22 protein-coding genes and 1 pseudogene are annotated in these 24,254 nt (G+C 73.1%); 14 read left to right on the forward strand and 9 right to left on the reverse strand.

All coding sequences use genetic code 11. The features are described 5' to 3' along the window. The first annotated feature begins 52 nt into the window (after window positions 1–52). Window positions 53–910 (forward strand): NmrA family NAD(P)-binding protein, encoded by an 858-nt coding sequence (locus tag EJG53_RS14960; RefSeq protein ID WP_125045261.1) that lies wholly within the window; start codon window positions 53–55, stop codon window positions 908–910. A gap of 43 nt (window positions 911–953) precedes the next feature. Here EJG53_RS14960 and EJG53_RS14965 read toward each other — a convergent pair whose 3' ends face one another. Then, window positions 954–2,135 carry an alpha/beta hydrolase gene (locus EJG53_RS14965; protein WP_125045262.1) on the reverse strand — a complete coding sequence of 394 codons (1,182 nt, stop codon included), beginning with the start codon at window positions 2,133–2,135 and terminating at the stop codon, window positions 954–956. Window positions 2,136–2,471: 336 nt separating this feature from the next. Here EJG53_RS14965 and EJG53_RS14970 point away from each other — a divergent pair, with 336 nt between their 5' ends. Further along, entirely contained in the window at window positions 2,472–3,026 is a 555-nt protein-coding gene (locus EJG53_RS14970) for a TetR/AcrR family transcriptional regulator (RefSeq protein ID WP_031002870.1), read from the forward strand. A gap of 116 nt (window positions 3,027–3,142) precedes the next feature. On the opposite strand, the gene EJG53_RS14975 is transcribed toward EJG53_RS14970, so the two are convergent. Then, window positions 3,143–4,123, reverse strand: a complete 981-nt coding sequence (locus tag EJG53_RS14975) for a DeoR/GlpR family DNA-binding transcription regulator (protein ID WP_125045263.1) — start codon at window positions 4,121–4,123, stop codon at window positions 3,143–3,145. Between the two features lie 273 nt (window positions 4,124–4,396). Beyond that, entirely contained in the window at window positions 4,397–5,842 is a 1,446-nt protein-coding gene (locus EJG53_RS14980; RefSeq protein WP_031002867.1) for an NAD(P)H-quinone dehydrogenase, read from the reverse strand. Between the two features lie 96 nt (window positions 5,843–5,938). Here EJG53_RS14980 and EJG53_RS14985 point away from each other — a divergent pair, with 96 nt between their 5' ends. The 4 genes from EJG53_RS14985 (at window position 5,939) to EJG53_RS42440 (ending at window position 10,932) form a co-directional block, all read left to right on the forward strand. After that, complete coding sequence (locus EJG53_RS14985; RefSeq protein ID WP_030017478.1) at window positions 5,939–6,376, forward strand: gamma-glutamylcyclotransferase; 438 nt, start codon at window positions 5,939–5,941, stop codon at window positions 6,374–6,376. Between the two features lie 114 nt (window positions 6,377–6,490). Then, the gene (locus EJG53_RS14990; protein ID WP_031002864.1) at window positions 6,491–7,312 is read left to right on the forward strand and encodes a purine-nucleoside phosphorylase; all 822 of its coding nucleotides are present in this window, start codon (window positions 6,491–6,493) and stop codon (window positions 7,310–7,312) included. Window positions 7,313–7,618: 306 nt separating this feature from the next. Continuing rightward, the gene (locus EJG53_RS14995; RefSeq protein WP_125045264.1) at window positions 7,619–9,292 is read left to right on the forward strand and encodes a phospho-sugar mutase; all 1,674 of its coding nucleotides are present in this window, start codon (window positions 7,619–7,621) and stop codon (window positions 9,290–9,292) included. Window positions 9,293–9,489: 197 nt separating this feature from the next. After that, complete coding sequence (locus tag EJG53_RS42440) at window positions 9,490–10,932, forward strand: hypothetical protein (protein ID WP_371858684.1); 1,443 nt, start codon at window positions 9,490–9,492, stop codon at window positions 10,930–10,932. 31 nt (window positions 10,933–10,963) lie between these two features. Here EJG53_RS42440 and EJG53_RS15010 read toward each other — a convergent pair whose 3' ends face one another. The 4 genes from EJG53_RS15010 to EJG53_RS15025 all read right to left on the reverse strand — a co-directional run bounded on the left by EJG53_RS15010 (window position 10,964) and on the right by EJG53_RS15025 (window position 14,078). Next, the gene (locus EJG53_RS15010; RefSeq protein WP_125045265.1) at window positions 10,964–11,524 is read right to left on the reverse strand and encodes a dihydrofolate reductase family protein; all 561 of its coding nucleotides are present in this window, start codon (window positions 11,522–11,524) and stop codon (window positions 10,964–10,966) included. A 37-nt stretch (window positions 11,525–11,561) separates the two neighbouring features. Continuing rightward, the gene (locus EJG53_RS15015; protein WP_125045266.1) at window positions 11,562–12,206 is read right to left on the reverse strand and encodes a PH domain-containing protein; all 645 of its coding nucleotides are present in this window, start codon (window positions 12,204–12,206) and stop codon (window positions 11,562–11,564) included. 85 nt (window positions 12,207–12,291) lie between these two features. Further along, a complete protein-coding gene (locus EJG53_RS15020; RefSeq protein WP_371858799.1) occupies window positions 12,292–12,939 on the reverse strand; it encodes a class F sortase in 648 nt (215 codons plus the stop codon). Beyond that, window positions 12,936–14,078, reverse strand: coding sequence for a hypothetical protein (locus tag EJG53_RS15025; RefSeq protein WP_125045267.1), 1,143 nt, complete (start codon window positions 14,076–14,078; stop codon window positions 12,936–12,938). The genes EJG53_RS15020 and EJG53_RS15025 overlap by 4 nt, the downstream gene beginning before the upstream one ends. Before the next feature lie 544 nt (window positions 14,079–14,622). Between EJG53_RS15025 and deoC the strand changes: the two genes are divergently transcribed. Genes deoC through EJG53_RS15040 form a run of 3 tightly spaced genes read left to right on the forward strand, consistent with a single transcriptional unit; the run spans window position 14,623 to window position 17,924 of the window. Then, the gene (gene deoC, locus EJG53_RS15030; protein WP_174856410.1) at window positions 14,623–15,618 is read left to right on the forward strand and encodes a deoxyribose-phosphate aldolase; all 996 of its coding nucleotides are present in this window, start codon (window positions 14,623–14,625) and stop codon (window positions 15,616–15,618) included. Between the two features lie 4 nt (window positions 15,619–15,622). Next, the gene (locus EJG53_RS15035) at window positions 15,623–17,053 is read left to right on the forward strand and encodes an aldehyde dehydrogenase family protein (RefSeq protein WP_125045269.1); all 1,431 of its coding nucleotides are present in this window, start codon (window positions 15,623–15,625) and stop codon (window positions 17,051–17,053) included. Beyond that, window positions 17,046–17,924 (forward strand): aldehyde dehydrogenase family protein, encoded by an 879-nt coding sequence (locus EJG53_RS15040; RefSeq protein WP_125045270.1) that lies wholly within the window; start codon window positions 17,046–17,048, stop codon window positions 17,922–17,924. Before EJG53_RS15035 ends, EJG53_RS15040 begins: the two co-directional genes overlap by 8 nt. Before the next feature lie 109 nt (window positions 17,925–18,033). Here the strand turns inward: EJG53_RS15040 and EJG53_RS15045 are convergent, their stop codons facing one another. Then, on the reverse strand, window positions 18,034–18,435 hold the full coding sequence (locus tag EJG53_RS15045) for a hypothetical protein (RefSeq protein ID WP_125045271.1): 402 nt from the start codon (window positions 18,433–18,435) through the stop codon (window positions 18,034–18,036). A gap of 136 nt (window positions 18,436–18,571) precedes the next feature. Between EJG53_RS15045 and EJG53_RS15050 the strand changes: the two genes are divergently transcribed. After that, the gene (locus EJG53_RS15050; RefSeq protein WP_125045272.1) at window positions 18,572–19,261 is read left to right on the forward strand and encodes a uridine kinase family protein; all 690 of its coding nucleotides are present in this window, start codon (window positions 18,572–18,574) and stop codon (window positions 19,259–19,261) included. A gap of 184 nt (window positions 19,262–19,445) precedes the next feature. Here EJG53_RS15050 and EJG53_RS15055 read toward each other — a convergent pair. Then, a pseudogene (locus tag EJG53_RS15055) lies at window positions 19,446–20,242 on the reverse strand (SigE family RNA polymerase sigma factor). A 219-nt stretch (window positions 20,243–20,461) separates the two neighbouring features. Here EJG53_RS15055 and afsQ1 point away from each other — a divergent pair. The 4 genes from afsQ1 to EJG53_RS15075 all read left to right on the forward strand — a co-directional run bounded on the left by afsQ1 (window position 20,462) and on the right by EJG53_RS15075 (window position 24,206). Continuing rightward, window positions 20,462–21,139: a two-component system response regulator AfsQ1 gene (gene afsQ1 / locus EJG53_RS15060; protein WP_004571966.1), complete on the forward strand. Its 678-nt coding sequence runs from the start codon at window positions 20,462–20,464 to the stop codon at window positions 21,137–21,139. Window positions 21,140–21,246: 107 nt separating this feature from the next. Next, window positions 21,247–22,869, forward strand: coding sequence for a sensor histidine kinase (locus EJG53_RS15065; RefSeq protein ID WP_125049378.1), 1,623 nt, complete (start codon window positions 21,247–21,249; stop codon window positions 22,867–22,869). Continuing rightward, window positions 22,866–23,552: a hypothetical protein gene (locus tag EJG53_RS15070; RefSeq protein WP_244955146.1), complete on the forward strand. Its 687-nt coding sequence runs from the start codon at window positions 22,866–22,868 to the stop codon at window positions 23,550–23,552. The genes EJG53_RS15065 and EJG53_RS15070 overlap by 4 nt, the downstream gene beginning before the upstream one ends. A 141-nt stretch (window positions 23,553–23,693) precedes the next feature. Beyond that, window positions 23,694–24,206: a VanZ family protein gene (locus EJG53_RS15075; protein WP_174856411.1), complete on the forward strand. Its 513-nt coding sequence runs from the start codon at window positions 23,694–23,696 to the stop codon at window positions 24,204–24,206. The last annotated feature ends 48 nt before the right edge of the window (window positions 24,207–24,254 follow it).

Here is a 24,254-nt window from a genome sequence, read left to right on the forward strand (position 1 = left end):
TCCGGTGCCCTTGCGGACAGTGGTTGTCCGCAAGGGTTTCTACGGTCCTCTCATGACGCAGACGCAGAAGATCCTTGTCACCGGCGCCACCGGAACGGTCGGCCGCCAGGTCGTGGCCGAACTGCTCGCCCGCGGCCACGCGGTCCGTGCCCTCACCCGTGACGTGTCCAGAGCCGCCTTCCCGGCCGGTGTCGAGGCCGTCCAGGGCGACCTGGCCGACCCCGGCACCCTCGTCCCGGCCCTGGAGGGCGTCACCGGCCTCCACCTGATCACCTTCGGCGGGGCCTTCTTCGCCCCCCTGGAGACCGGCCCGCGCCTCCTGGAGCTGGCCCGCGCGGCCGGCGTACGCCGGGTCACCGTGCTGCACGGTGGCGGGCCCTCCCCGCTGGAGGACGCGGTGCGGGCGGACGACGGCGTGGACTGGACGGTCCTGAAGCCGGTCGAATTCATGTCGAACGCCCTGGAGTGGGCGCCCGGGATCGTCGCCTCGGACGAGGTCCGCGAGCCGTTCGTCTCCCGGCTGAGTGCCATGGTCCACGAGGGGGACATCGGCGCCGTCGCCGCGGTCGCGCTCACCGAGGAGGGCCACGGCGGCCGGGAGTACGTGCTCACCGGCCCCGAACTGCTGACCGTCGGGGACAAGGTGGCGGCGATCTCCGCCGCCCGCGGCCGGGAGACGGCCCTGGTCGAGCTGACCGAGGAGGAGGCCGTCGCGCAGTGGCGGGCCGCCGGTCAGCCGGAGGACGTCATCGCCTTCCTGATCGAGGTGTACGGGAACACCCCGGAGGCGGGCCGTACGGTCGTCGGCACCGTCGAGCAGGTCACCGGGCGCCCGGCCCGCACGTTCAGCCAGTGGGCCGCGGAGCACGCGGACGCCTTCACCGCGCCGGCTGCCTCAGCCGCGGAGTGACGCGGGACGGACGCGGGCGGCAGGGCGCCGCCCGCGTCCGCGGTCACGAGCTGTTGACCACGTCCTCCGGGAACGTCAACTGCCGGCTCATCCACTGGAGCGCGGCGGGCAGTTCGCGCCGCCAGGTGGCGAAGTTGTGGCTGCCCTGGTCGAGGATGACCGACTCGGCCTTCATCGGCGGCTTGACCGCGTTCAGGAACTCCTTCGCCGCCGGGTAGTTCTTCTCGCCCTCCCGGCTGGTGCCGATCAGCACCGAGACCTGCGGTGCGGGCAGGTGGGCCAGCCGCCACATCAGGTCGTGCTCCCGCTTGCGCGCGGCGCGCTCCCTGCCGTCTCCGAAGAGGTTGCCGGTGGTGGGGTCGCTGGTGACCTTGTAGTCGGGCGAGAGGGCCGCCGCCGACGTGTACGTACGGGGGTGCCGCATGGTGAGCTGGAGGGCGCAGCTTCCGCCGGACGAGTAGCCGAGCAGCCCCCAGCCGCTGGCGGCGTGGCCGACCCGGTAGTGCTCCTTCAGGGCGGTGGGCAGGTCGCTCGCGAAGAACGTCTCCGCCTGCGGGCCGTCCGGCACGTCCACGCACTGGGTGTCGCGGGGCGGCGCGATGGTGGGCCGCAGCATGACGATGACGGTGGGCTGCATCTTCCCCTTGCCGATCAGGCCGCCGGCGGTCTGCGGCACCCGCAGGTGCTGGCCCAGCAGGAAGTGGCCGCCGGGGTAGCCGCTGATGGCGACGATGACGGGGAAGCGCTGGCGCTCGTACTGCTTCTGGAAGTACTGCGGCGGCAGGTAGACGAACGCGGGGTCGACGGCCTTGGTGCGCTTGCCGACGATCCGTACGGACTCCACCCGGCCGACCTTGTCGGGCGGCCCCTTGGGCAGGCCGTGCACCTTGTCCAGGTCCTCCGTCCCCGCGGGCTGCACCAGCCCCTTCGACGGGTCGCCGACCGGGCCCGCTCCCCCGTCGCCCCACTTGGCGACCGCGCCGGGGGCGTCGTCGTACAGGCCGAGCAGTTCGTGCCAGGAACCGTAGAACTGGAAGTTGGCGTTCACCACGAGGCCGAGCGCGGCGACGATGGACAACTGGGTGGCGAGGATGGAACCTATCCGGCCCAGCCAGGCCAGCGGGCCGCGCCTGGCGAAGCGCGGCCACTGCCAGAGCGTGAGTCCCACGCACACCACGGCGACCGCGATCATGGTGTACAGCAGCGATCGGCTGGTCAGTTCCATTGCTTCCCCAGGTGTTCCCGCACGCGTTCGGACGGCCTCTGCAGAGCCCATTGCGCCAGGTTTGATGCCCCCCGGACGTGCTCCGTTGCCGCCTTGGCCACTTGTTCGCCGAGGCGTCCGCGCCGGCTTCCCTCCCGGTCATCCGCACGCCGCCTGCCGTCCACCCCGCGCGCCGGGCGGCGCCCGGACGGAGCCGGGCGCCGTCCCGGTCCGAAGGCTGGTGGGCCGGGGGCAGTGGCATCCTGGGGGCACCGGTCCGCTGGAGGGCCGCGCTCAGGGAGGACGGCGAGGACGGCGATGGTGACCGAGACGGCAGGGCAGGAATCCGTACGACCCATGCGTGCCGACGCGCGCCGCAACTACGAGCGGCTGCTGGCGGTGGCCCGCACGGCCTTCACGGACCACGGGACCGACACCTCGCTGGAGGACATCGCACGGCGTGCGGGCGTGGGGATCGGCACGCTCTACCGGCACTTCCCCAACCGGACGGCCCTGATGGGCGCCGTGTTCCAGGGCGAGGTGGACGCGCTGCTGGCGCACGCGCGGGAGCTGAGCGACTCGCCGCAGCCGTGTGCGGCGCTCGTGGAGTGGCTGCGGGCGATCATCACGCATGCCAGCACCTACCGCGGGCTGTCACGGGCGCTGATGGCCGCGCCCGGCGACGCCAGTTCGGGGCTGTCCCGGTGCAGCGTCCCGATGCGCGAGGCGGGCGGCGAACTGCTCAGCCGCGCGCAGCAGGCCGGTGCCGTACGGTCCGATGTGAGCATCGGCGATCTGATGCAACTGACCAACGGCATCGCCCTGGCCGCTGAGGAGTCACCGGACGACCCCCGGCTGGCCGACCGGCTGCTGACCCTGACGCTGACCGGGCTGCGCGCCGAGCAGGGGTGACCGGGGCCGGGTGCCGCCGTCCGCCCGGCCGTTCACCGTGCGGTGCCGCGTGGCGCTTCCCACCCGGCCGTTCACCCGTGCGGTGCCGGCGCGGCCGTACGCACGCCGGCACCCGCTCAGCGACGGCGCGGCGCCAGATCGGCGACCCGGCCGCCCGGCGGCTCCGCCAGCGGAGCCGCCGTACGCAGTTGGGGCCCGGAACCACCGCCGCCCGGTGCCAGGTTGCGCCGCTGGCCGGGCAGCGGCACGTCCCGGCGTGGGCCGCGGCGGTCGGCCGCCACCACCTCCGGTGTCTGCTGGGCGGCGCCGGCCCCGGGGCCGCCGGCCACCGCGATCTGCACCCCCTGGTCGGCCAGGGCCTGCAGCTCGGTCGCGGCCCGGTCGTCGTGGCCCGGCGGCTCGTCGGTCACCAGCCGGGTGATCACGTCGGTGGGCACCGTCTGGAACATGGTGTCCGTACCGAGCTTGGTGTGGTCGGCGAGGACCACGACCTCCGCCGCCGCCTGCACCAGCGCCCGGTCCACGCTCGCGGAGAGCATGTTGGACGTGGACAGGCCGCGCTCGGCGGTCAGGCCGCTGCCGGAGAGGAAGGCGCGGGAGACCCGCAGCCCCTGGAGCGACTGTTCGGCCCCGCTGCCGACCAGTGCGTAGTTCGACCCGCGCAGGGTGCCGCCGGTCATCACGACCTCGACACGGTTGGCGTGGGCCAACGCCTGGGCGACGAGGAGGGAGTTGGTGACCACGGTCAGACCGGGCACCCGCGCGAGCCGGCGGGCCAGCTCCTGCGTGGTGGTCCCGGCGCCGACCACGATGGCCTCGCCTTCTTCGACGAAGCCGGCGGCGAGATCGGCGATGGCCGTCTTCTCCGCGGTCGCTAGATGGGATTTCTGTGGGAAGCCGGACTCCCGGGCGAAACCGCCCGGCAAGACCGCACCGCCGTGCCGGCGGTCGAGCAGTCCTTCTGCCTCCAGCGCCCGCACGTCCCGCCGTACGGTTACTTCGGAGGTCTGGACGACGCGGGCGAGCTCACGGAGCGACACCGCTCCGTTCGCGCGCACCATTTCGAGGATCAATTGGCGACGTTCTGCAGCGAACACGAAACTGACAGTAACGCCAACGACCGTCTGCTTTCAGCAGGTTGCACCAATTAACGGAAGTTGTTCGTTCCCGACCCTCGCACGTGGTATATGCCGCTGGCCGGTCACTCAGCGACACCAGACTGCCATGAACCGGCCCCCGCCGCCTGCCTTCCGCGGCAGAACGGCACCGGAAGCGGTACGGGGAACGGTCCCGCGCGCGGACGGGCGCACCCCGGCCCACGGGGTGCCGCCCCGCACGCCGGGCGGTCCGTTCATCCGGCTGGCCGCGGTCTATTCGCTGGACATCTTGCGCGTGTGCAGTTGCCGCGCCACCTCGGCGATCGAGCCGGACAGCGACGGGTAGACCGTGAACGCGCTGGCGATCTGCTCCACCGTGAGGTTGTTGTCCACCGCGATCGAGATCGGGTGGATCAGCTCGCTGGCGCGCGGCGAGACGACCACGCCGCCCACCACGATGCCCGTGCCGGGGCGGCAGAACAGCTTCACGAAACCGTCCCGGATGCCCTGCATCTTCGCGCGCGGGTTGCGCAGCAGCGGCAGCTTGACGACCCGGGCGTCTATCCGGCCCGCGTCCACGTCCGCCTGGCTGTAGCCGACGGTGGCGATCTCCGGATCGGTGAAGACGTTCGCGGAGACGGTCTTGAGGTTGAGCGGCGTCACCGCGTCACCCAGGAAGTGGTACATCGCGATCCGGCCCTGCATCGCGGCGACCGAGGCCAGCGCGAACACGCCGGTGCAGTCGCCCGCCGCGTAGACGCCGGGGGCCGAGGTGCGCGAGACCTTGTCCGTCCAGATGTGGCCGGAGTCCTTCAGCCGTACGCCGGCCTCTTCGAGCCCGATGCCCGCGGTGTTCGGGATGGAGCCCACCGCCATCAGGCAGTGCGAACCGGTGATCGTACGACCGTCCGACAGGGTGACCTCCACGCGGTCGCCCACCCGCTTGGCGGAGGCGGCCCGCGAGCGCGCCATCACGTTCATGCCGCGGCGGCGGAAGACGTCCTCCAGGACGGCGGCGGCGTCCGGGTCCTCACCCGGGAGCACCCGGTCGCGGGACGAGACGAGGGTGACCCGGGAGCCGAGTGCCTGGTAGGCGCCCGCGAACTCGGCGCCGGTGACGCCGGAGCCGACCACGATCAGCTCTTCCGGCAGCTCGTCCAGGTCGTAGACCTGCGTCCAGTTCAGGATGCGCTCGCCGTCGGGCTGCGCGTCCGGGATCTCGCGCGGGTGCGCGCCGGTCGCGACCAGGACCGCGTCGGCGGTCAGCGTCTCCTCCGTACCGTCCGCGGCGGTGACCGTGACCGTGCGGGAACCGTCCGGCGACTGCCCCGGCTCCAGGCGGCCGCGGCCGCGCATCACCCGGCCGCCGGCGCGGGTGACGGAGGCGGTGATGTCGTGCGACTGGGCCAGCGCGAGGCGCTTCACCCGGCGGTTGACCTTGCCGAGGTCCACCCCGACGACGCGCGCGGGGCGGTCGATCGGCGGCGTGTCGTCCGCGACGATGATGCCCAGCTCGTCGTAGGACGAGTCGAAGGTGGTCATCACCTCGGCCGTGGCGATGAGGGTCTTGGACGGGACGCAGTCGGTCAGCACCGACGCCCCGCCCAGGCCGTCGCAGTCGACGACGGTCACCTCCGCGCCGAGAGAGGCGCCCACCAGGGCCGCCTCGTATCCGCCGGGTCCGCCACCGATGATCACGATCCGAGTCACGTCCTCCATTCTCCCGTACGCCCGCGCCGGGTTACCCCCCGGGGGCCGCCGTTCGAACCTCACGTACCACGAGCGCACCCCCTGACCTCCCGTACCCTCGGAACCATGTCGCTCTACGCCGCGTACGCCGGCAACCTCGACGCGCGGCTGATGACCCGCCGCGCTCCGCACTCGCCGCTGCGCGGCACCGGCTGGCTCAACGGCTGGCGGCTCACGTTCGGCGGGGAGCAGATGGGCTGGGAGGGAGCGCTCCCGACGATCGTCGAGGCCCCCCGCTCGCAGGTCTTCGTCGCCCTCTACGACATCGCCCCGATGGACGAGGAGTCCATGGACCGCTGGGAGGGCGTGGGCATGGACATCTACCGCCGGATGCGGGTGCGGGTGCACACCCTCGACGGTGACGAGGCCGCGTGGCTGTACGTCCTCAACGGGTACGAGGGCGGGCTGCCCGCCGCCCGCTACCTGGGCGAGATCGCGGACGCGGCGGAGTCGGCGGGGGCGCCGCACGACTATGTGATGGAGCTGCGGAAGCGTCCCTGCTGAAGGGGCGCCCGTCCGCCGTGCGCTGCCCTTCGTAGAGAACTACGAACAGATCGCCCGGATGCCGTCGGCCGGGACATCTACGCGCGTAGGCATTTACCGGCTACCCTCGTCCGCGTGAACGCATCTGTTACCCCGGACATCGCGCGCGACCCGCAGGGCGCCGCCGCCGACGCCGCCGCCCGCCTGCGCGAGCTCACCGGCGCCGAGACCCACGACGTCGCCCTGGTGATGGGCTCCGGCTGGGCTCCGGCCGCCGAGGCCCTGGGCGCGCCCGAGCACGAATTCCCGGTCACCGAGCTGCCCGGCTTCCCGGCGCCGGCCGTCGCGGGCCACGGCGGCAAGTTCCGCTCGTACAAGATCGGCGAGAAGCGGGCCCTGGTCTTCCTGGGCCGTACGCACTACTACGAGGGCCGCGGTGTGGCCCCCGTCGTGCACGGTGTGCGGACCGCCGTCGCCGCCGGCTGCAAGACCGTGGTGCTCACCAACGGGTGCGGCGGTCTGCGCGACGGCATGCGCCCCGGCCAGCCGGTCCTCATCAGCGACCACCTGAACATGACCGCCACCTCCCCGATCGTCGGCGCCCGCTTCGTCGACCTGACGGACCTGTACTCGCAGCGGCTGCGCGCGCTGTGCAAGGAGGTCGACGCGACGCTGGAGGAGGGTGTGTACGCCCAGCTCCCCGGCCCGCACTACGAGACCCCGGCCGAGATCAAGATGCTCCGCACCCTGGGCGCGGACCTGGTCGGCATGTCCACCGTCCTGGAGGCCATCGCCGCCCGCGAGGCCGGCGCCGAGGTGCTCGGGCTGTCGCTGGTGACGAACCTCGCCGCGGGCATGACCGGCGAGCCGCTCAACCACGAAGAGGTGCTCCAGGCCGGGCGCGACTCCGCGACCCGCATGGGCAGCCTGCTCGCGCAGGTGCTCGGCAAGCTCTGAGCCGCGCGGCAGAGCAGCGGTACGGGGCGTTCTCGGACGCCCCGTAGCGCGTTCGGGGCGCCTGCGGGGGCTCCGTACGGCGTTCGGGGTCCCGTCGGTGCTCCGTACGGCGTTCGGGGCCCCGTCCGTGCTCCGTACGGCGTTCGGGGCGCCCTCGGGTGCTCCGTAGGTAAGAAGCCGGGGTGTCCCGGCGGCGACGCGCGCGGCCGGTCCGCGCGCCCGTCGGTCGAACAATCGCGCGGAGTGGGTAAGCGTTAACGCGCCGAGCGCTTCCCCCACCACCGCAACCAGAGGCAGGAGCATCACGTGGCAACCGATCCCGCGGAGCTGATCAGCCGGGCGAAGGCATGGCTGGCCGAGGACCCCGACCTCGAAACCCGCGAAGAGCTGGGCAAGCTGATCGACGCCGAGGACCTGGACGAGCTGGCGGCCCGGTTCGCGGGCACCTTGCAGTTCGGCACCGCCGGGCTCCGCGGCGAGCTGGGCGCGGGCCCGATGCGGATGAACCGCGCCGTGGTCATCCGCGCGGCGGCCGGGCTGGCCGCTTACCTGAAGGACCAGGGCCAGGCCGGGGGCCTGGTCGTCATCGGGTACGACGCGCGCTACAAGAGCGCCGACTTCGCGCGGGACACCGCGGCCGTGATGGTGGGTGCCGGACTGCGCGCCGCGGTGCTGCCGCGCCCGCTGCCCACCCCCGTGTTGGCCTTCGCCATACGGCATCTGGGTGCCGTCGCGGGCGTCGAGGTCACCGCGAGCCACAACCCGCCGCGCGACAACGGCTACAAGGTGTACCTGGGTGACGGTTCGCAGATCGTGCCGCCCGCGGACGGGCTGATCGCGGAGCGGATCGCGGCGGTGGCGTCGCTGAACGACGTGCCGCGGCCGGAGGAAGGCTGGGAGGTGCTGGGCGAGGACGTGCTCCAGGCGTACCTGGAGCGTACGGACGCGGTGCTCACGCCGGGCTCGCCGCGCGACACCCACGTGGTCTACACGCCGATGCACGGCGTCGGCCGGGACGTGCTGGTCGCCGCCTTCGCGCGGGCCGGTTTCCCGGCGCCGACCGTGGTCGCCGAGCAGGCCGAGCCGGACCCGGACTTCCCGACCGTGGCCTTCCCCAACCCGGAGGAGCCGGGGGCGATGGACCTGTCCTTCGCGACCGCGCGCTCCGTGGGCCCGGACATCGTCATCGCCAACGACCCGGACGCGGACCGCTGCGCCGTCGCCGTGCCGGCCCCCGGTACCGAGGCCGGCTGGCGGATGCTGCGCGGGGACGAGGTCGGCGCGCTGCTGGCCGCGCACCTGGTGAGCAAGCAGGCGTCCGGCACCTTCGCGACCACGATCGTGTCGTCCTCGCTGATGTCGCGGATCGCCGCCGGGGCCTCGCTGCCGTACAAGGAGACGCTGACCGGCTTCAAGTGGCTGGCCCGGGTGGACGGTCTGCGGTACGCGTACGAGGAGGCGCTGGGCTACTGCGTCGACCCCGAGGGCGTCCGCGACAAGGACGGCATCACCGCCGCCCTGCTGATCACCGAGCTGGCGGCCGAGCTGAAGCAGTCCGGCCGCACGCTGACGGACCTGCTGGACGACCTGGCGCTGGAGTTCGGGCTGCACGCCACCGACCAGCTCTCCGTCCGCGTCGAGGACCTGTCGCTGATCGCCGACGCCATGCGGCGGCTGCGCGAGCAGCCGCCGGCCGCGCTGGCGGGTCTGGCCGTGTCGTCCTCCGACGACCTCTCCCAGGGGACGGACACGCTGCCGCCCACCGACGGCCTGCGCTACTACCTCGCGGGCTCGGAGCAGGACGGTGTGGAGGCCGGCCGCGTGGTGGTCCGGCCCAGCGGTACCGAGCCCAAGCTGAAGTGCTACCTGGAGGTCGTGGTGCCGGTCGCCGACGCCCAGGGGCTGGGGGCGGCGCGCGCCAAGGCCGACGCGGTGCTCGGCGCGATCAAGGCGGATCTGTCGGCGGCGGCCGGTATCTGAGCGGATCGCGCTGATCGCGCGTACGTCTGTCACGTAGGACGGGCCCCGGGACCACAGTGTTCCGGGGCCCGCTCCGTTTCCCCCGTACGGGTGACAGCCGTACTGCACCTGCCGCAGCGCGCCCGTCCGGCGGCCGGCGCGCCGGGACACCCTGGTCTGGTCCGACAACCTGCCCGGCCCACCCAGGAGTTGCCGCAGTGTCCCCGACCGCGCCCGGACCGGCCGCGTCCGCTCCCACCGCGGCCGGTCCGGTCACGTCCGATCCGGCCGCCTCCGGTCCGGCCGCCGGCTCCGCACCGGTGGCGGGGCCCGCTCCCCTCGGCCCTGCTCCCCGCCGGCCCGCCGCGCGGGCGGCCGGGGACCTGTTGCGCCGCGCCGGGCCCGCGCTGCTCGGCTACGCCGCCGTACGACTGCTGGGCACCCTCGTGCTGATGAAGTGGGCGCATCTCCAGCACCGCGGTCTGTGGCCGCTGCTGGCCGACCGGTGGGATTCCGGCTGGTACCTGGGCATCGCGGACCACGGTTACTCGTACGCGTTCGACGAGAACGGCTTCAACGAGAGCAACCTCGCGTTCTTCCCGCTGTACCCGGTGGTGGTGAAGGCCGTCGCGGGGGTGACGCCCGGCTCGCGGGCCTCGGTCGGGGTGGCCGTCGCGGTCGGCTGCGCGCTGCTGGCCGCCTGGGGGATCTTCGCGGTGGGCGACCGGCTGTACGGGGCGCGGGTCGGCACCGTGCTGGCCGTGCTGTGGGGTGCCACGCCGGTCGCCGTCGTGCAGTGGATGGGCTATACGGAGTCGCTGTTCACGGCACTGGTGGCGTGGTCCCTGTACGCGGTGCTGACGGACCGCTGGGTCACGGCCGGTGGGCTCTGTCTGCTCGCCGGTCTCACCCGTCCCACCGGTCTCGCGCTGGTGGCGGCGGTCTGTGTCAGCGCCGTCGTCGCCCTGTGGCGCTTGCGCCGGGCCGCCGTTGCGGAACCTACGCAGGAGCCCGCGTCCGGCGGACCGCCTGCCCCGGCGCCCGCTCCGGCGCCCACCCCGGCGCTCGCTCTGGCGCCCACGCCGGACTCCACGCCGGATCCCGCGCGGGAGCCCGCCCAGGTACCCACGCCCCTCCCCGCCACCGCGGACCGCGACCGGGTGCGCCGCATCGTCCTCGGCGCGCTGCTGGCCCCGCTCGGCTGGCTCGCGTACGTCGGATGGGTGGGCCTGCGGCTGGGGCGCGCCGACGGCTATTTCGCGGTCCAGCAGCAGTGGGACAACCAGTGGGACGGCGGCAAGGAGACGCTGCGTACGCTGCGCGACCTCCTGATGTACCCGTCGCACCCGCAGCTTTTCCTGGTCGTGGTGGCGCTGGTGCTGATCGTGTCGGTGGCGCTGTTCATCCTGTGTGCGGGCGACCGGCAGCCGCTGCCGCTGCTGGTGTTCAGCGCCGTCCTGCTGCTGATCGTCCTGGGCAGCGGCGGCGTCTTCTTCCCCCGGGCCCGCTTCCTGCTGCCCGGCTTCCCGCTGCTGCTCCCCCTGGCCCTGGCGATCGCCCGGGCGCACCGCCGCGTCGCCGTGCTGGCCTTGGCGGGGGCCGCGCTGGGGTCCGCGTACTTCGGGGCGTACATGTCGCTGGTGTACGGCGGCCCACCGTGACACGCCCGCACGCCGGAACGATACGGACCGCTCAGGCGGCGGGGCGGTGGCGAAGGTGGACCATGCCGTTCCCGAAGCGGCGCTCTTCGAGCAGTTCCAGGTCCAGCCGGACGCCGTCGGGGAAGTACGGGGTGCCGCCGCCCACCACGACCGGCGTGAGGAAGAGGTGGTACTCGTCGACCAGGCCCGCCCGGATCGCCCGCGCGGCCAGTCCGGGGCCGCCCACGGCCAGGTCCCGTCCGGCGGACGCCTTGAGCCGCCGGACCGCCTCCGGGTCGAAGCCGCGTTCCAGGCGGGTCCTGCCGGTCGTCACCGAATCCAGCGTCGTGGAGTAGACGATCTTGTCCGCGCCGCGCCACAGCGCCGCGAAGTCCCGTACGGCGGGTGACGGCTCCTCGCTGGCGTCCACGGCGTCCCAGACGGCCATCGTCTCGTACATCCGGCGGCCGAAGAGGTAGGTGCCGCACGAGCGCATCAGCCCGTTGACGAAGCCGTGCACCTCCTCGTCAGGGGCCGCCCAGGCGAACGAACCGTGTACGTCCGCCACGTACCCGTCGAGCGACGTGACGGCCGAGTAGATCAGCTTGCCCACCGCGGTCTCCTTCCCGCCGACGGTCCGGACGCCGCCCCTACAGCGCCACCAGCACCGCCAACGCCACCGCGCCCACCACACACGGCGCCAGGATCTCGTACGCCCACCTCACCACCGGAGCGCCCTGCGCGCCCTCCCGCGCGGCGCCCCGCTCCTGGAGTTCGCGCAGTTCGTCGAGCGACCGGTCGGCGGTGGCGCGCGGCGCGGCGGCCTCCGTGCCGGGGCCGAGGTGCGCGTCACGGCCGCCGCGCACCGGGCGCCCCGCGGCGGCGCGCTGCGCCTGCCGGTTCGCCTTCTTGCGCTGCCGCAGCGACACCGGGATCGACCAGAGCTGGTACTTCGTACCGTCCGCGGTGAAGACCTCGCTGGAGAAGGACGCCCGCAGATCGGCGACGGCCGCCCAGGGCAGCGTGATCGTACGGAACGGGTTGCGCACCAGCAGCCGGTCCGCGCCGGCGCGCACCAGCGGGCGCAGCGTGAAGGCGACCACCAGCGGGACCACGAACAGCAGCCCGGCCACCGCCGTGAGTTTGGCGTGCGCCGTGCCGCGCACCAGCGCGTCGCCGCCCAGCCAGGCGGCCAGCGCGAGCAGCAGCACCCCGCCGACGAGGGCCGCGGGCGAGCGGTAGCTGCGGTCCGCGTACTGCTCCTGCGGAGTGGAGGACTGATCCGGGCTCGTCATGCCTGCGATTCTGCCTGAGCGTCCGGAACCCGGACATTGCGGTACGGCATCATTCGTACGCCGGGGCGCCCGCGCGCACGCCGGCTCAGTCGGCCACCAGATCGGCGTACACCACGACGTTGTCCGGCCGGTGGCCGTCCACCAGGCCGCCGCCGCAGGTCACCAGGCGCAGCTCGGGCCGGTCGGTGTCGCCGTAGACCCGCTGGGTGGGGAACGCCTTCTTGTCGACCTGCTGGAGCGCCCGGACGGCGAAGACCGCGGTGCGCCCGTCCGCCCGGTCGACGTAGATCCTGTCGCCGGGCGCGATACGGCCGACGTTCCGCAGGACGGCGGGGCCGTCGACGGTGTCGTAGTGGCCTATCAGGACGGCGGGCCCGGTCTCCCCGGGAGTGACGCCCTGGTCGTACCAGCCGATCCGGTCGGCCTGCGCCACGGAGGGCACCTGCACCGTGCCGTCGGCTGCGAGTCCCAGGCCGAGGACCGGGCCGGTGTTCACATCGGCGGCCGGTATACGGACGCGTACGGGCCGGGAGGCGGGCAGGGCGGCCGGTGCCGACGCGCGCGGGGCCGCGGCGGGGGCACCGACGTTGGCGACGTGCACGGGCGGTGCCGCCCCGGGGGCGCCGCCGTTCAGGGCGCCCCGGGCGATCAGTACGCCGCCCGCCACGAGGAGGAGCAGGCTCGCCGCCGTCAGCAGACGGCCCGGCAGACACCGGTGGGGGCCCCGGCTCAGCACCCCGTTCCCTCGGACTGACGGCGGCGGCGCACCGCGAAGACGACGCCCGCCGCACCGGCCGCGGCGAACAGGCCGCCCGCGGCGAACAGCGGGGTGGTGTCCGGCTGCTCCAGGTCCTCGTAACCGGCGGCCACGGCGCCCTTGGGCAGCACCTTGGTCTGGCTGCCGGTCGGCGTGGCCTGGGCGCCGACCGCGCCCGGGCTCTTGCTGCCCGCGGGCTTGGCGCCGGGCGCGCTGCTCTTGGCGGGCACGACGGGCTTCGTGGCCGGGACGGGCTTCGCGGCCGGGGCGCAGCCCTGGGGCAGGGCGGGGAAGTTGGCGGTGCCGGGCGGGTAGTTACCGCCCTGCATCTTGAAGCGGAGCTTGGGGCGGGCACCGTACGGGTCGATGATCTTCGCGCCGAAGCGGGCCAGGGTCGGGTGCGCACGGTCGAGACGGGCGCCGGGTACGGGGTTGCCCGGACCGTCCTCGAACGTCGCCGAGGGCCCCTGCGGGCCGCGGTGCAGTACGGCGAGGGTGCCGCCGCCGATGGCCACACGGCGGGTGACGGTGCAGCTCTTGCGGCTGCCGGGGGCCGTACCGCTGCCGGTCCGGTGCGCGGTGGCCTGGCCCGCCTGGTGTCTGCCGGTCCCGCCGGCCGTCTTGCCGTCGGTCGTCCGGCCGCCCGTCGTCTTACCGCCCGGGTGGGGCGCCGCGGACGTCGGCAGCGCGTAGCTCTTCGCGCCGCCGGGGCCGCCGCTGACGTGCAGCTTCGGCGACGCGCCCGAGAGGCCGGTCAGCCGCAGGGACAGGCCCTTGAGCCGCGCGCTGGGGTGGGCGCGGTCGAGCAGGCCGAGCACCCGGACCAGGTACCAGTCGCCCGGCTTCCACTGCGGACCGACGTAACGGATCCACGCCTCCGGGCCGCCCGCGGCGGGGGCGTTGCGCAGCACGGCCACCATGCCGTTGCCGATGGCGACCGGCTTGCCCTCGTAGCGGGCGGTGCTGTCGGCGGCGGACTGAGCGACAGTGGTCGCCGTGACGGGCGTGGCGGAGGTGGCGGCGAAGGCACCGGAGGCGGAGCCGAGGACGGCGGCCCCCAGGGCGGCGGACGCGACGGCGGCGCGCAGTGTGCGGCGGGCGGACTGTGCGGTCATGAGGACCCCCGGGGGATGGTCGGTCGTGCGGCGACGTGACCACATCCACCGCCCTTCGTGCGGAAGGCCGGAAAGTGCTGCGGTGCGGTGCGGCACTACTGAAGGTAGGGGACTGCCGTGACGACCCGTCCGCTGTTGTGTAACGGTCGCCGCACAGAAGCCCATCACTCCCCCGCGCGCCTGTTACAGAACGCCTGCGTACAGCCGCAATGGGGCCCCTGCGCACGTTGTTACAGAACACCCGCTCACCACGGCCGCACGCGCCCCGGTGCATCCCCTTCCGAACGACCCGACCGCCTAGGGCGCGTCTTTCGGATCATCCTGGGCCCGCGACGCCTGGCACGGCACCTCGCGGCGTTGTCGCATCACCCACGGACACCCAGTCCGAGGGCAATGCTCCGCCTTGCGATGCACCGCACCAGGCGCCGCGGGCTGCACCAGGCTGATCCAAAAGACACGCCCTAGCCCGGACGCCCGCCGCGCCCTTGTCCGTCCGGAGGGGGTGACATGCAGCTACGCGCGTAGATATGCTCCCCTCGTGACCATGCCCACCACTGTTCCCGCATACGGCAAGGAAGCCGCGGGGCGTCTGGCGTCGATGGCGGACGTGACCGCTTCCGACGGTGCGCTGCGCCGCTTCCTGCACGGCCTCCCGGGCGTCGACGCGGTCGGCCTCCAGGCCCGCGCCGCGACCCTCGGCACCCGCTCGATCAAGACCACGGCGAAGGCGTACGCCATCGATCTCGCCATCTCGATGATCGACCTGACGACGCTCGAAGGAGCGGACACCCCGGGCAAGGTCCGGGCCCTGTGCGCCAAGGGGATCCACCCCGATCCCACCGACCGAGGCACCCCCAAGGTCGCCGCGATCTGCGTCTACCCCGACATGGTGGCGACCGCCAAGGAGGCCCTGACCGGCTCCGGCATCCACGTCGCCTCCGTGGCCACCGCCTTCCCGGCGGGACGGGCCGCGCTGCCCGTCAAGCTGGCCGACACCCGTGACGCGGTCGCGGCCGGCGCCGACGAGATCGACATGGTGATCGACCGGGGCGCCTTCCTGTCCGGTCGCTACATGACCGTCTTCGAGGAGATCAAGCAGGTCAAGGAGGCGTGCCGCCGCGAGGACGGCTCGTACGCCCATCTGAAGGTCATCTTCGAGACCGGCGAGCTCCAGACGTACGACAACGTGCGCCGGGTCTCCTGGCTCGCGATGCTCGCGGGCGCCGACTTCATCAAGACCTCGACCGGCAAGGTCGCGGTCAACGCCACCCCGCCGGTGACCCTGCTGATGCTGGAGGCCGTCCGCGACTTCCACGCCACGACCGGCGTGCAGGTCGGCGTGAAGCCGGCCGGCGGCATCCGTACGACCAAGGACGCCATGAAGTACCTGGTCATGGTCAACGAGACGCTGGGTGATCAGTGGCTGACCGCGGACTGGTTCCGCTTCGGCGCCTCCAGCCTGCTCAACGACCTGCTGATGCAGCGCCAGAAGCTCGGCACCGGCCGCTACTCCGGCCCCGACTACGTCACGGTGGACTGAACCGATGAGCTTTGAATACGCACCGGCGCCCGAGTCGCGCGCCGTCGTCGACATCGCGCCGTCCTACGGCCTGTTCATCGACGGCGAGTTCACCGAGGCGGCCGGCGGCAAGGTCTTCAAGACCGTCTCGCCCGCGAACGAGGAGGTCCTCTCCGAGGTCGCGCAGGCCGGCTCCGAGGACGTGGAGCGCGCCGTCAGGGCCGCCCGCAAGGCGTTCGAGAAGTGGTCGGCGCTGCCCGGCGCCGAACGCGCCAAGTACCTCTTCCGCATCGCCCGCCTCATCCAGGAGCGCTCGCGCGAGCTGGCCGTCCTGGAGTCGCTGGACAACGGCAAGCCGATCCGCGAGTCCCGCGATTCGGACCTGCCGCTGGTCGCCGCGCACTTCTTCTACTACGCGGGCTGGGCCGACAAGCTGGGCCACGCGGGCTACGGCGCCGACCCGAAGCCGCTGGGCGTGGCGGGCCAGGTCATCCCGTGGAACTTCCCGCTGCTGATGCTGGCGTGGAAGATCGCCCCGGCACTGGCCTGCGGCAACACCGTCGTCCTCAAGCCCGCCGAGACCACGCCGCTGTCCGCGCTGTTCTTCGCGGACATCTGCCGCCAGGCGGGTCTGCCCAAGGGTGTCGTCAACATCCTGACCGGTGACGGCTCGACCGGCGCCGAGCTGGTCGCGCACCCGGACGTGAACAAGGTCGCCTTCACCGGTTCCACCGAGGTCGGCAAGGCCATCGCCCGTACCGTCGCCGGTACGGACAAGAAGCTCACCCTGGAGCTGGGCGGCAAGGCCGCGAACATCGTCTTCGACGACGCGCCGATCGACCAGGCCGTCGAGGGCATCGTCAACGGCATCTTCTTCAACCAGGGCCACGTCTGCTGCGCGGGCTCGCGCCTGCTGGTGCAGGAGTCCGTGCAGGACGAGCTGCTGGCGGCGCTCAAGCGCCGGATGAGCACGCTGCGCGTCGGCGACCCGCTGGACAAGAACACCGACATCGGCGCGATCAACTCCGCCGAGCAACTGGCCCGTATCACGGAGCTGGCCGACGCGGGCGAGGCCGAGGGCGCCGAGCGCTGGGCCCCGTCCTGCGAACTGCCCGACGCGGGTTACTGGTTCGCGCCGACGCTGTTCACCGGCGTCACCCAGGCCCACCGCATCGCCCAGGAGGAGATCTTCGGGCCGGTGCTGTCGGTGCTCACCTTCCGTACGCCGGAAGAGGCGGTCGCCAAGGCCAACAACACCCCCTACGGGCTGTCGGCGGGCGTCTGGACGGAGAAGGGCTCGCGCATCCTGTGGATGGCGAACAAGCTCCGGGCGGGCATCGTCTGGTCCAACACGTTCAACAAGTTCGACCCGGCCTCGCCGTTCGGCGGCTACAAGGAGTCGGGCTTCGGCCGCGAGGGCGGCCGGCACGGTCTGGAGGCGTACCTCGATGTCTGATCGCTTGAGCGTTCTCAAGACCTACAAGCTGTACGTCGGGGGCAAGTTCCCCCGGTCCGAGAGCGGGCGGGTGTACGAGGTGTCGGACTCCAAGGGCAACTGGCTCGCCAACGCGCCCCTGTCCTCCCGTAAGGACGCCCGGGACGCGGTGGTCGCGGCCCGTAAGGCGTTCGGCGGCTGGTCCGGCGCGACCGCGTACAACCGCGGCCAGATCCTCTACCGCGTCGCGGAGATGCTGGAGGGCCGCCGCGAGCAGTTCGCCGCGGAGGTCGCCGACGCCGAGGGCCTGTCGAAGGCCAAGGCCGCGGCGCAGGTCGACGCGGCGATCGACCGCTGGGTCTGGTACGCGGGCTGGTCCGACAAGGTCGCCCAGATCGCGGGCTCCGCGAACCCGGTCGCCGGGCCGTACTTCAACCTGTCCTCGCCGGAGCCGACCGGTGTGGTCGCCGTGCTGGCGCCGCAGGAGTCGTCGTTCCTCGGCCTGGTGTCGGTGATCGCCCCGGCGATCGTCACGGGCAACACGGTCGTGGTCGTCACCAGCGAGAAGTCGCCGCTGCCCGCGCTGTCGCTGGGCGAGGTGCTGGCCACCTCCGACCTGCCGGGCGGTGTCGTCAACATCCTGTCGGGCCGCGTCAACGAGCTGGGCGGGCCACTGGCCGCGCACCAGGACGTCAACGCGATCGACCTGGCGGGCGCCGCGGCCGACGCGGAGCTGGTCAAGGCGCTGGAGACGGCCGCGGCCGACAACCTCAAGCGCGTGCTGCGTCCACAGGCTGTGGACGGCGTCGCCGACTGGACCGCCGACCCGGGTACGGAACGGATGCTGGCCTTCCTGGAGACGAAGACCGTCTGGCACCCGATGGGGGTCTGACCTCCAGCCCTTGCCGCGGACGCATCCGCGCCCGTGGGAGTACGCCGCCGCCCGCCCTCATCCGTCCATGAGGGCGGGCGGTCCGCGTTCCGCCGCGTACCCGGCGGCCTCAGCCGGGCAGCAGCCTCATCGCCGCGCCGGTCAGCGGCAGATCCTCCAACGCGCCGCCGCCGGCGATCGGATCCGTCACGATGCCGGTGGTCAGCGGCTTGAAGTCGGCGACCTGGGTGCCGATCTTGTTGGTCAGCGGGTCGGCGGTGGTGCCCGCCAGCGGGTCCAGCTTGAGGCTCTTGACCGGCCCGACGCCGCCCGCGAGGGAGTGCTGCAACGCGCCTCCCAGCGCCTTGCCGGCCGCCTGGACGTCGAGGTCGGTCTCGCGGCCGGCCGCCGCGCCCGCCGGTGCCGCACCGGCCGCCGCGAGCGCCGCACCGGCCACCGTGAGCGCCAGCCCCGCGCGCGTCAGGCCGCGCGGTACGCGGCGCCGGTGCCGGGGTCGTGCGTGTGAGGCCATGTGCCACCTGCCTGTGCTCGCCAAGGAAATGATTGAGTAATCGAACGATTGCGAAGCGTAGTTGAGTGGTGCCGGACCGTTCCAGCGAGCGCGCTCCGGGTAGCCCGCACGGCCCAATGCGCGACAATGGCTCCCCGTGAGCTCCCACACCGCCGCCCGGCCGCCCGCCGCCCGGGTCGTCCTGCTGACCGGCCCCTCCGGCTCCGGCAAGTCGTCCCTCGCCGCCCGCAGTGGCCTGCCCGTGCTGAACCTCGACGACTTCTACAAGGAGGCCACGGACCCGACACTGCCGACGCTGGCCGACGGCGGCGGCACCGACTGGGACTCGCCGCTGTCGTGGGACGCGGGAGCCGCCGTGGCCGCGATCGAGGAACTCTGCCTTACGGGACGTACGGCCGTACCGGTGTATGACATCGCCGCCAGCGCACGGGTCGGCGAAACGGTGCTGGAGCGGGGCGACGCGCCGCTGTTCCTCGCCGAGGGCATCTTCGCTGCGGACATCGTCGAGCGCTGCCGTAAGGCCGGGCTGCTCGCCGACGCGCTGTGCCTGCGCGGCCGCCCCACCACGACCTTCCGGCGGCGGCTCGCCCGTGACCTGCGCGAAGCCCGCAAGCCGGTGCCGGTCCTGCTGCGCCGCGGGCTGCGCCTGCTGCGCGCCGAGCGCGCGATCGTCGCCCGGCACGCGGCGCTGGGCGCCCACCCGTGCGCGAAGCCGGAGGCGCTGGCCCGGATAGCGGCGGCCCGTGACGCGGCCGGCGCGCTCGACGGGACCGGCCACGCCGCCACGGCCCCCGCAACCCCCGCGGCTGCGACCGCCCGCGCCTGAACAGCCGAAGACCGTCCGGGCCCGCGACGCAGGCGGGCCCGAACGGCGAAGGAGCGGATTCGCGCCGTACCCCCCGGCCGGCCGAACCCGCTCCTCATCCCCCCGTATCCCCCGTGATCCCCCCTCGGGATCCCCCGTTCCCCCTCTTCCTCGCTCCCCCGTGGTCCCCCCGTCTTCCCCGCCCTCAGGCCACCAGCTCGCCGAAGGACTCCTGCTCGTCACGGCCGAAGCTGAGGACGTCGTCCTCGCGCAGCCGGCGCAGGGAGCGCCAGATGCTGGACTTCACCGTGCCGACACTGATGTTGAGAATGTCCGCGATCTCCGGGTCCGTACGGCCCTCGTAGTAGCGCAGCACCAGCATCGTGCGCTGCGTCTCGGGCAGCCGGGCCAGCGCCTGCCACAGCACCGCGCGCAGCTCCGTACCGCGCATCGCGTCCGTGTCCCCGGCCGTCTCCGGCAGCTCCTCGGTCGGGTACTCGTTCAGCTTGCGGCGGCGCCACGCGCTGATGTGCAGGTTGGTCATCGTGCGGCGCAGATAGCCGCCCAGCGCCGCCTTGTCACTGATCCGGTCCCACGCCCGGTAGGTCGAGAACAGCGCGCTCTGCAGCAGGTCCTCGGCCTCGAAGCGGTCGCCGGTCAGGTGGTACGCGGTGGCGTACAGGGAAGCGCGGCGCTCCTGGACGTAGGCGGTGAACGCCGCGGCGGCGTCCCCCGTTTCCTCCGCCTGCGACGCGGGGCGCCGTTCCCCCGTGCCTTCCCTGTACGCCGGCGCCGCGGCGGGACCACCGTCTCCCCCGTCGGTCCCCCGTGTCCCCCGTCGTGCGTCAGCGCGTCGATCGCGACCATGTAAGGAATGCGATGACGCCCGGTGCCGCGAGCGCACCCCCGCCCGCCCACGGCACCGGACTTCTCGGCGGCCCGGCCGACATCGTGCAGACGCGCGATGACTGCGCTGGTCGTGGTGCTGTGCAGTGTGTTCATCGCGCGCCCCCCGTCGGTAGACCCTGCTTGCTTCGGTTCGTGATGGGGAAAACTCTGCCGAAGCAGTTTCATGACGCTGTCTGCCGTCTGTCACAGCCCTGTCACAGCGGGAGGGTCGCGGCCGGAACGCCGTACGGACCCGGGGCGGGCCGGGGCACGGGCCCCGCCGGACACCGCGCAGGTCGAAGTCCTGGTCCCCCATGGGCCAGAATGGCCGGTGTGCCTTTCCTGTTGCTGATCGAGGACGACGACGCCATCCGCACGGCCCTCGAACTCTCCCTGTCACGCCAGGGTCACCGTGTGGTGACCGCGGCGACGGGCGAGGACGGCCTCAAGCTGCTGCGCGAGCAGCGCCCGGACCTGATCGTGCTGGACGTGATGCTGCCGGGCATCGACGGTTTCGAGGTGTGCCGGCGGATCAGGCGGACGGACCAGTTGCCCATCATCCTGCTGACCGCGCGCAACGACGACATCGACGTGGTGGTCGGGCTGGAGTCCGGCGCGGACGACTATGTGGTCAAGCCGGTGCAGGGGCGGGTGCTGGACGCCCGGATCCGGGCCGTGCTGCGGCGCGGGGAGCGGGAGTCCAACGACGCGGCGACGTTCGGTTCCCTGGTCATCGACCGCTCGGCCATGACGGTCACCAAGAACGGCGAGGATCTCCAGCTCACCCCGACCGAGCTGCGTCTGCTGCTGGAGCTGAGCCGCCGCCCCGGGCAGGCGCTGTCCCGGCAGCAACTGCTGCGGCTGGTGTGGGAGCACGACTACCTCGGTGACTCGCGGCTGGTGGACGCGTGCGTCCAGCGCCTTCGCGCGAAGGTGGAGGACGTACCGTCCTCGCCGACCCTGATCCGTACGGTGCGCGGTGTCGGCTACCGGCTGGACACCCCGCAGTGACGGAGCGCTCGACCGAGATCCTTACGCAGGCCGAAACGGCCGGTGACGGCGCGGACACGCCGGAGCGGCCCGGCTTCCTCCGGCGGTGCGTACGTGCGCTGGGCCTGCTGCGCTGGACCAGCCTGCGGCTGCGGCTGGTGTTCGTCTTCGCGCTCGTCGCGCTGACCGCGGCGGTCTCCGCCTCCGGCATCGCGTACTGGCTCAACCGCAACACCGTGCTGGACCGTACCCAGAACTCCGCGCTCAACGACTTCCGCAAGTCGCTGGAGGACAGCACCCGTTCGCTGTCGCTGCGGCCGCGGTGCACGGAGCTGGCCGACGCGGCACGGCAGATGGCGGGCGGGCCGCAGAACTACGCGGTTCTGCTGGTCGCGCAGGGCAGCGACGGCAAGCAGTGCGTGGCGTCCACCGACAAGGACCTGTTCACGCTCAAGACCGTGCCCAAACCGCTGCAGACGGCGGTCAACGAGAAGCGCGCGCTGGACGACGGCAACCGCGTCCCGTACCACATGTACTGGCAGCGCAAGGAGCTGCGGGACACCCCGTACCTCGTCGCCGGGGCCCGGATGAACGGCGGCGGCCCGACCGGCTACATGCTCAAGTCGCTGGCCACCGAGCGGCAGGATCTCAACTCGCTGGCCTGGTCGCTGGGGATCGCCACCGCGCTGGCCCTGGTCGGCTCGGCGCTGCTGGCGCAGGCCGCCGCGACCACCGTGCTGCGGCCCGTGCAGCGCCTGGGCCACGCGGCCCGGCAACTGGGCGAGGGGCGGCTGGACACCCGGCTGCGGGTGACCGGCACCGACGAACTCGCCGACCTCTCGCGCACCTTCAACCGCACGGCCGAACGCCTGGAGCAGCGGGTCGAGGAGCTGAGCGGCCGCGAGGCGTCCTCCCGCCGCTTCGTCGCCGACATGTCGCACGAGCTGCGGACGCCGCTGACGGCGATCACGGCGGTCACCGAGGTGCTGGAGGAAGAGGAGGACTCCCTCGACCCGATGATCGCGCCCGCGGTGAAGCTGGTGGTCAGCGAGACCCGGCGGCTGAACGACCTGGTGGAGAACCTGATGGAGGTCACCCGCTTCGACGCGGGGACGGCCCGGCTGGTGCAGGACGAGGTGGACGTCGCCGACCAGGTGACCGCGTGCATCGACGCGCGGGCCTGGCTGGACGCGGTCGAGCTGGACGCCGAGCGCGGCATCGTGGCCCGGCTGGACCCGCGCCGCCTCGACGTCATCCTGGCCAACCTCATCGGCAACGCGCTCAAGCACGGCGGCTCGCCGGTCCGGGTGTCGGTCCGCACCGAGGCCACGGAGGACGGCGAGGACCTGCTGATCCGGGTACGGGACCACGGGCCCGGCATCCCGCAGGAGGTCCTGCCGCACGTCTTCGACCGCTTCTACAAGGCGAGCGCGTCCCGGCCGCGGTCGGAGGGCAGTGGCCTGGGCCTGTCGATCGCGCTGGAGAACGCCCACATCCATGGCGGTGAGATCACGGCCGCGAACTCGCCGGAAGGCGGCGCGGTCTTCACCCTGCGGCTGCCGGTGGGCCTCCCGGCCGCCGGACCGGCCGAAGAGACGGACGCGGGCGCCGGCACGGACGCGGGGAGCAGCGGTACGGGCGGGGATGCGGGCACCCGTAAGGACGCGGGGAGCGGCACGGACGCCGGTTCCGGAGGCACGGAGCACCGCGGCGACGAAACCCGTGGCACGGAAGGCGGTGACGGCCGATGACGTGGCGCACCCGTACCCCGTCGGCGGGGCCCGGTCCCCACGCCCGTACCCGTACCCGGCCCTCGCCCCGGCGCCGGACCACCGTACTGACGGCGGCCGTGGCCCTGGGCGCCCTCGTACCGGCGCTGGCGAGCTGCGGCATCCGCGGTACGTCCGTGCCGGTCGACGCCGGGGGCGCGCCCTCCCGGGTGAGCTGCAAGGTTCCTGCGGACTCGGCCGCCCCCGTCCCGCCGGACAGCTCGCGGGTCACCGTCTACCTGGAGTGCAGCTCGGCGCTGGCACCGGTGGAGCGGACCGTGACCCACCCCAAGCAGCAGCCCGCCGACCGTCTCCGGTCGGCCCGCGCGCTGCTGGACGAGCTCCAGGAGCAGCCGGGGCCCGTCGAGGAGGAGGCCGGGTTCGTCACGGCGGTGCCGGAGAACCTGGAGGTGTCCGGCCCGCGCGCGGGCGACCCCGAGGGGACGCTGCGGCTGAGCGCGCGGCCGGAGGACCTGCCGTCCTTCGCGCTCGCCCAGATCGTGTGCACGTTCGGCGAGAGCGCGGCCCTGGGCCGTACGCACGGCGCGGTACTGGGCGGTCCCGGCGACGGACATCCGCAGCGCTACCCCTGCTCGGACGAGGTGCGCACGCACCCGGACAGTGTGCTGGGCGCGGGTTCGGACGTTCCGGGGGCGTCGGGCTGACGGCGGCGGAGGGGCGGACCACGGCCCCCGCCGCCCAGGCCCCGGAGCCCGGGCCTCGGTCCTTACGGAACCACGGCCGCCGGTAGGCGCGTCCTGGCCTGTGTGCAGGGTCATGGCCGCGGCGGTACCGCCGCCCTCCGTATGCGCGCCGCGGGAGCCGTCCTCCTCGTGGCGCATCTGCTGATCGTCGGCTGGCTGTCGCTGCGCCCCCGTACGGTTCCCTGGGTGCCCGCCGCGAACCTCCGGCCGCTGGCGACGATCCGCGCGGAGCTGGCGCACGGGCCGTGGGAGGCCGTGCAGAGTCTCGGGGGCGCGGTGCTGCTGCTGGCGCCGCTGGGCATCCTGCTGCCGATGGCGGCGGGCCGCCTGAACGTTTCTCCGCTGGGCTCCCTGGCGCGTACGGTCTTCACCGGCGCGATGGTCTCGCTGGCGATCGAGCTGCTGCAGGCCGGCATACCCGGCCGGGTGCCCGACGTGGACATGGTGCTGCTCAACACGGCCGGGGTCGTACTGGCGCACCTGCTGGTCGTACCAGGGGTCCGGTACCGGCTACGCCGCAAGGAGGACCCGCCCGTGCGGCCGACCCCCACGAGGGCCAGGGTTCACATCGCACCGCAGGCCGACGCCCTGTCGGGTTCCCGGACCTACCTTTGAGACATCGGGGCAGACAGTCCCGTACCCGGTCGAAAAGGAGTCGAGAAC

This window comes from Streptomyces chrestomyceticus JCM 4735, assembly GCF_003865135.1.
Taxonomy (GTDB): Bacteria; Actinomycetota; Actinomycetes; order Streptomycetales; family Streptomycetaceae; genus Streptomyces; species Streptomyces chrestomyceticus.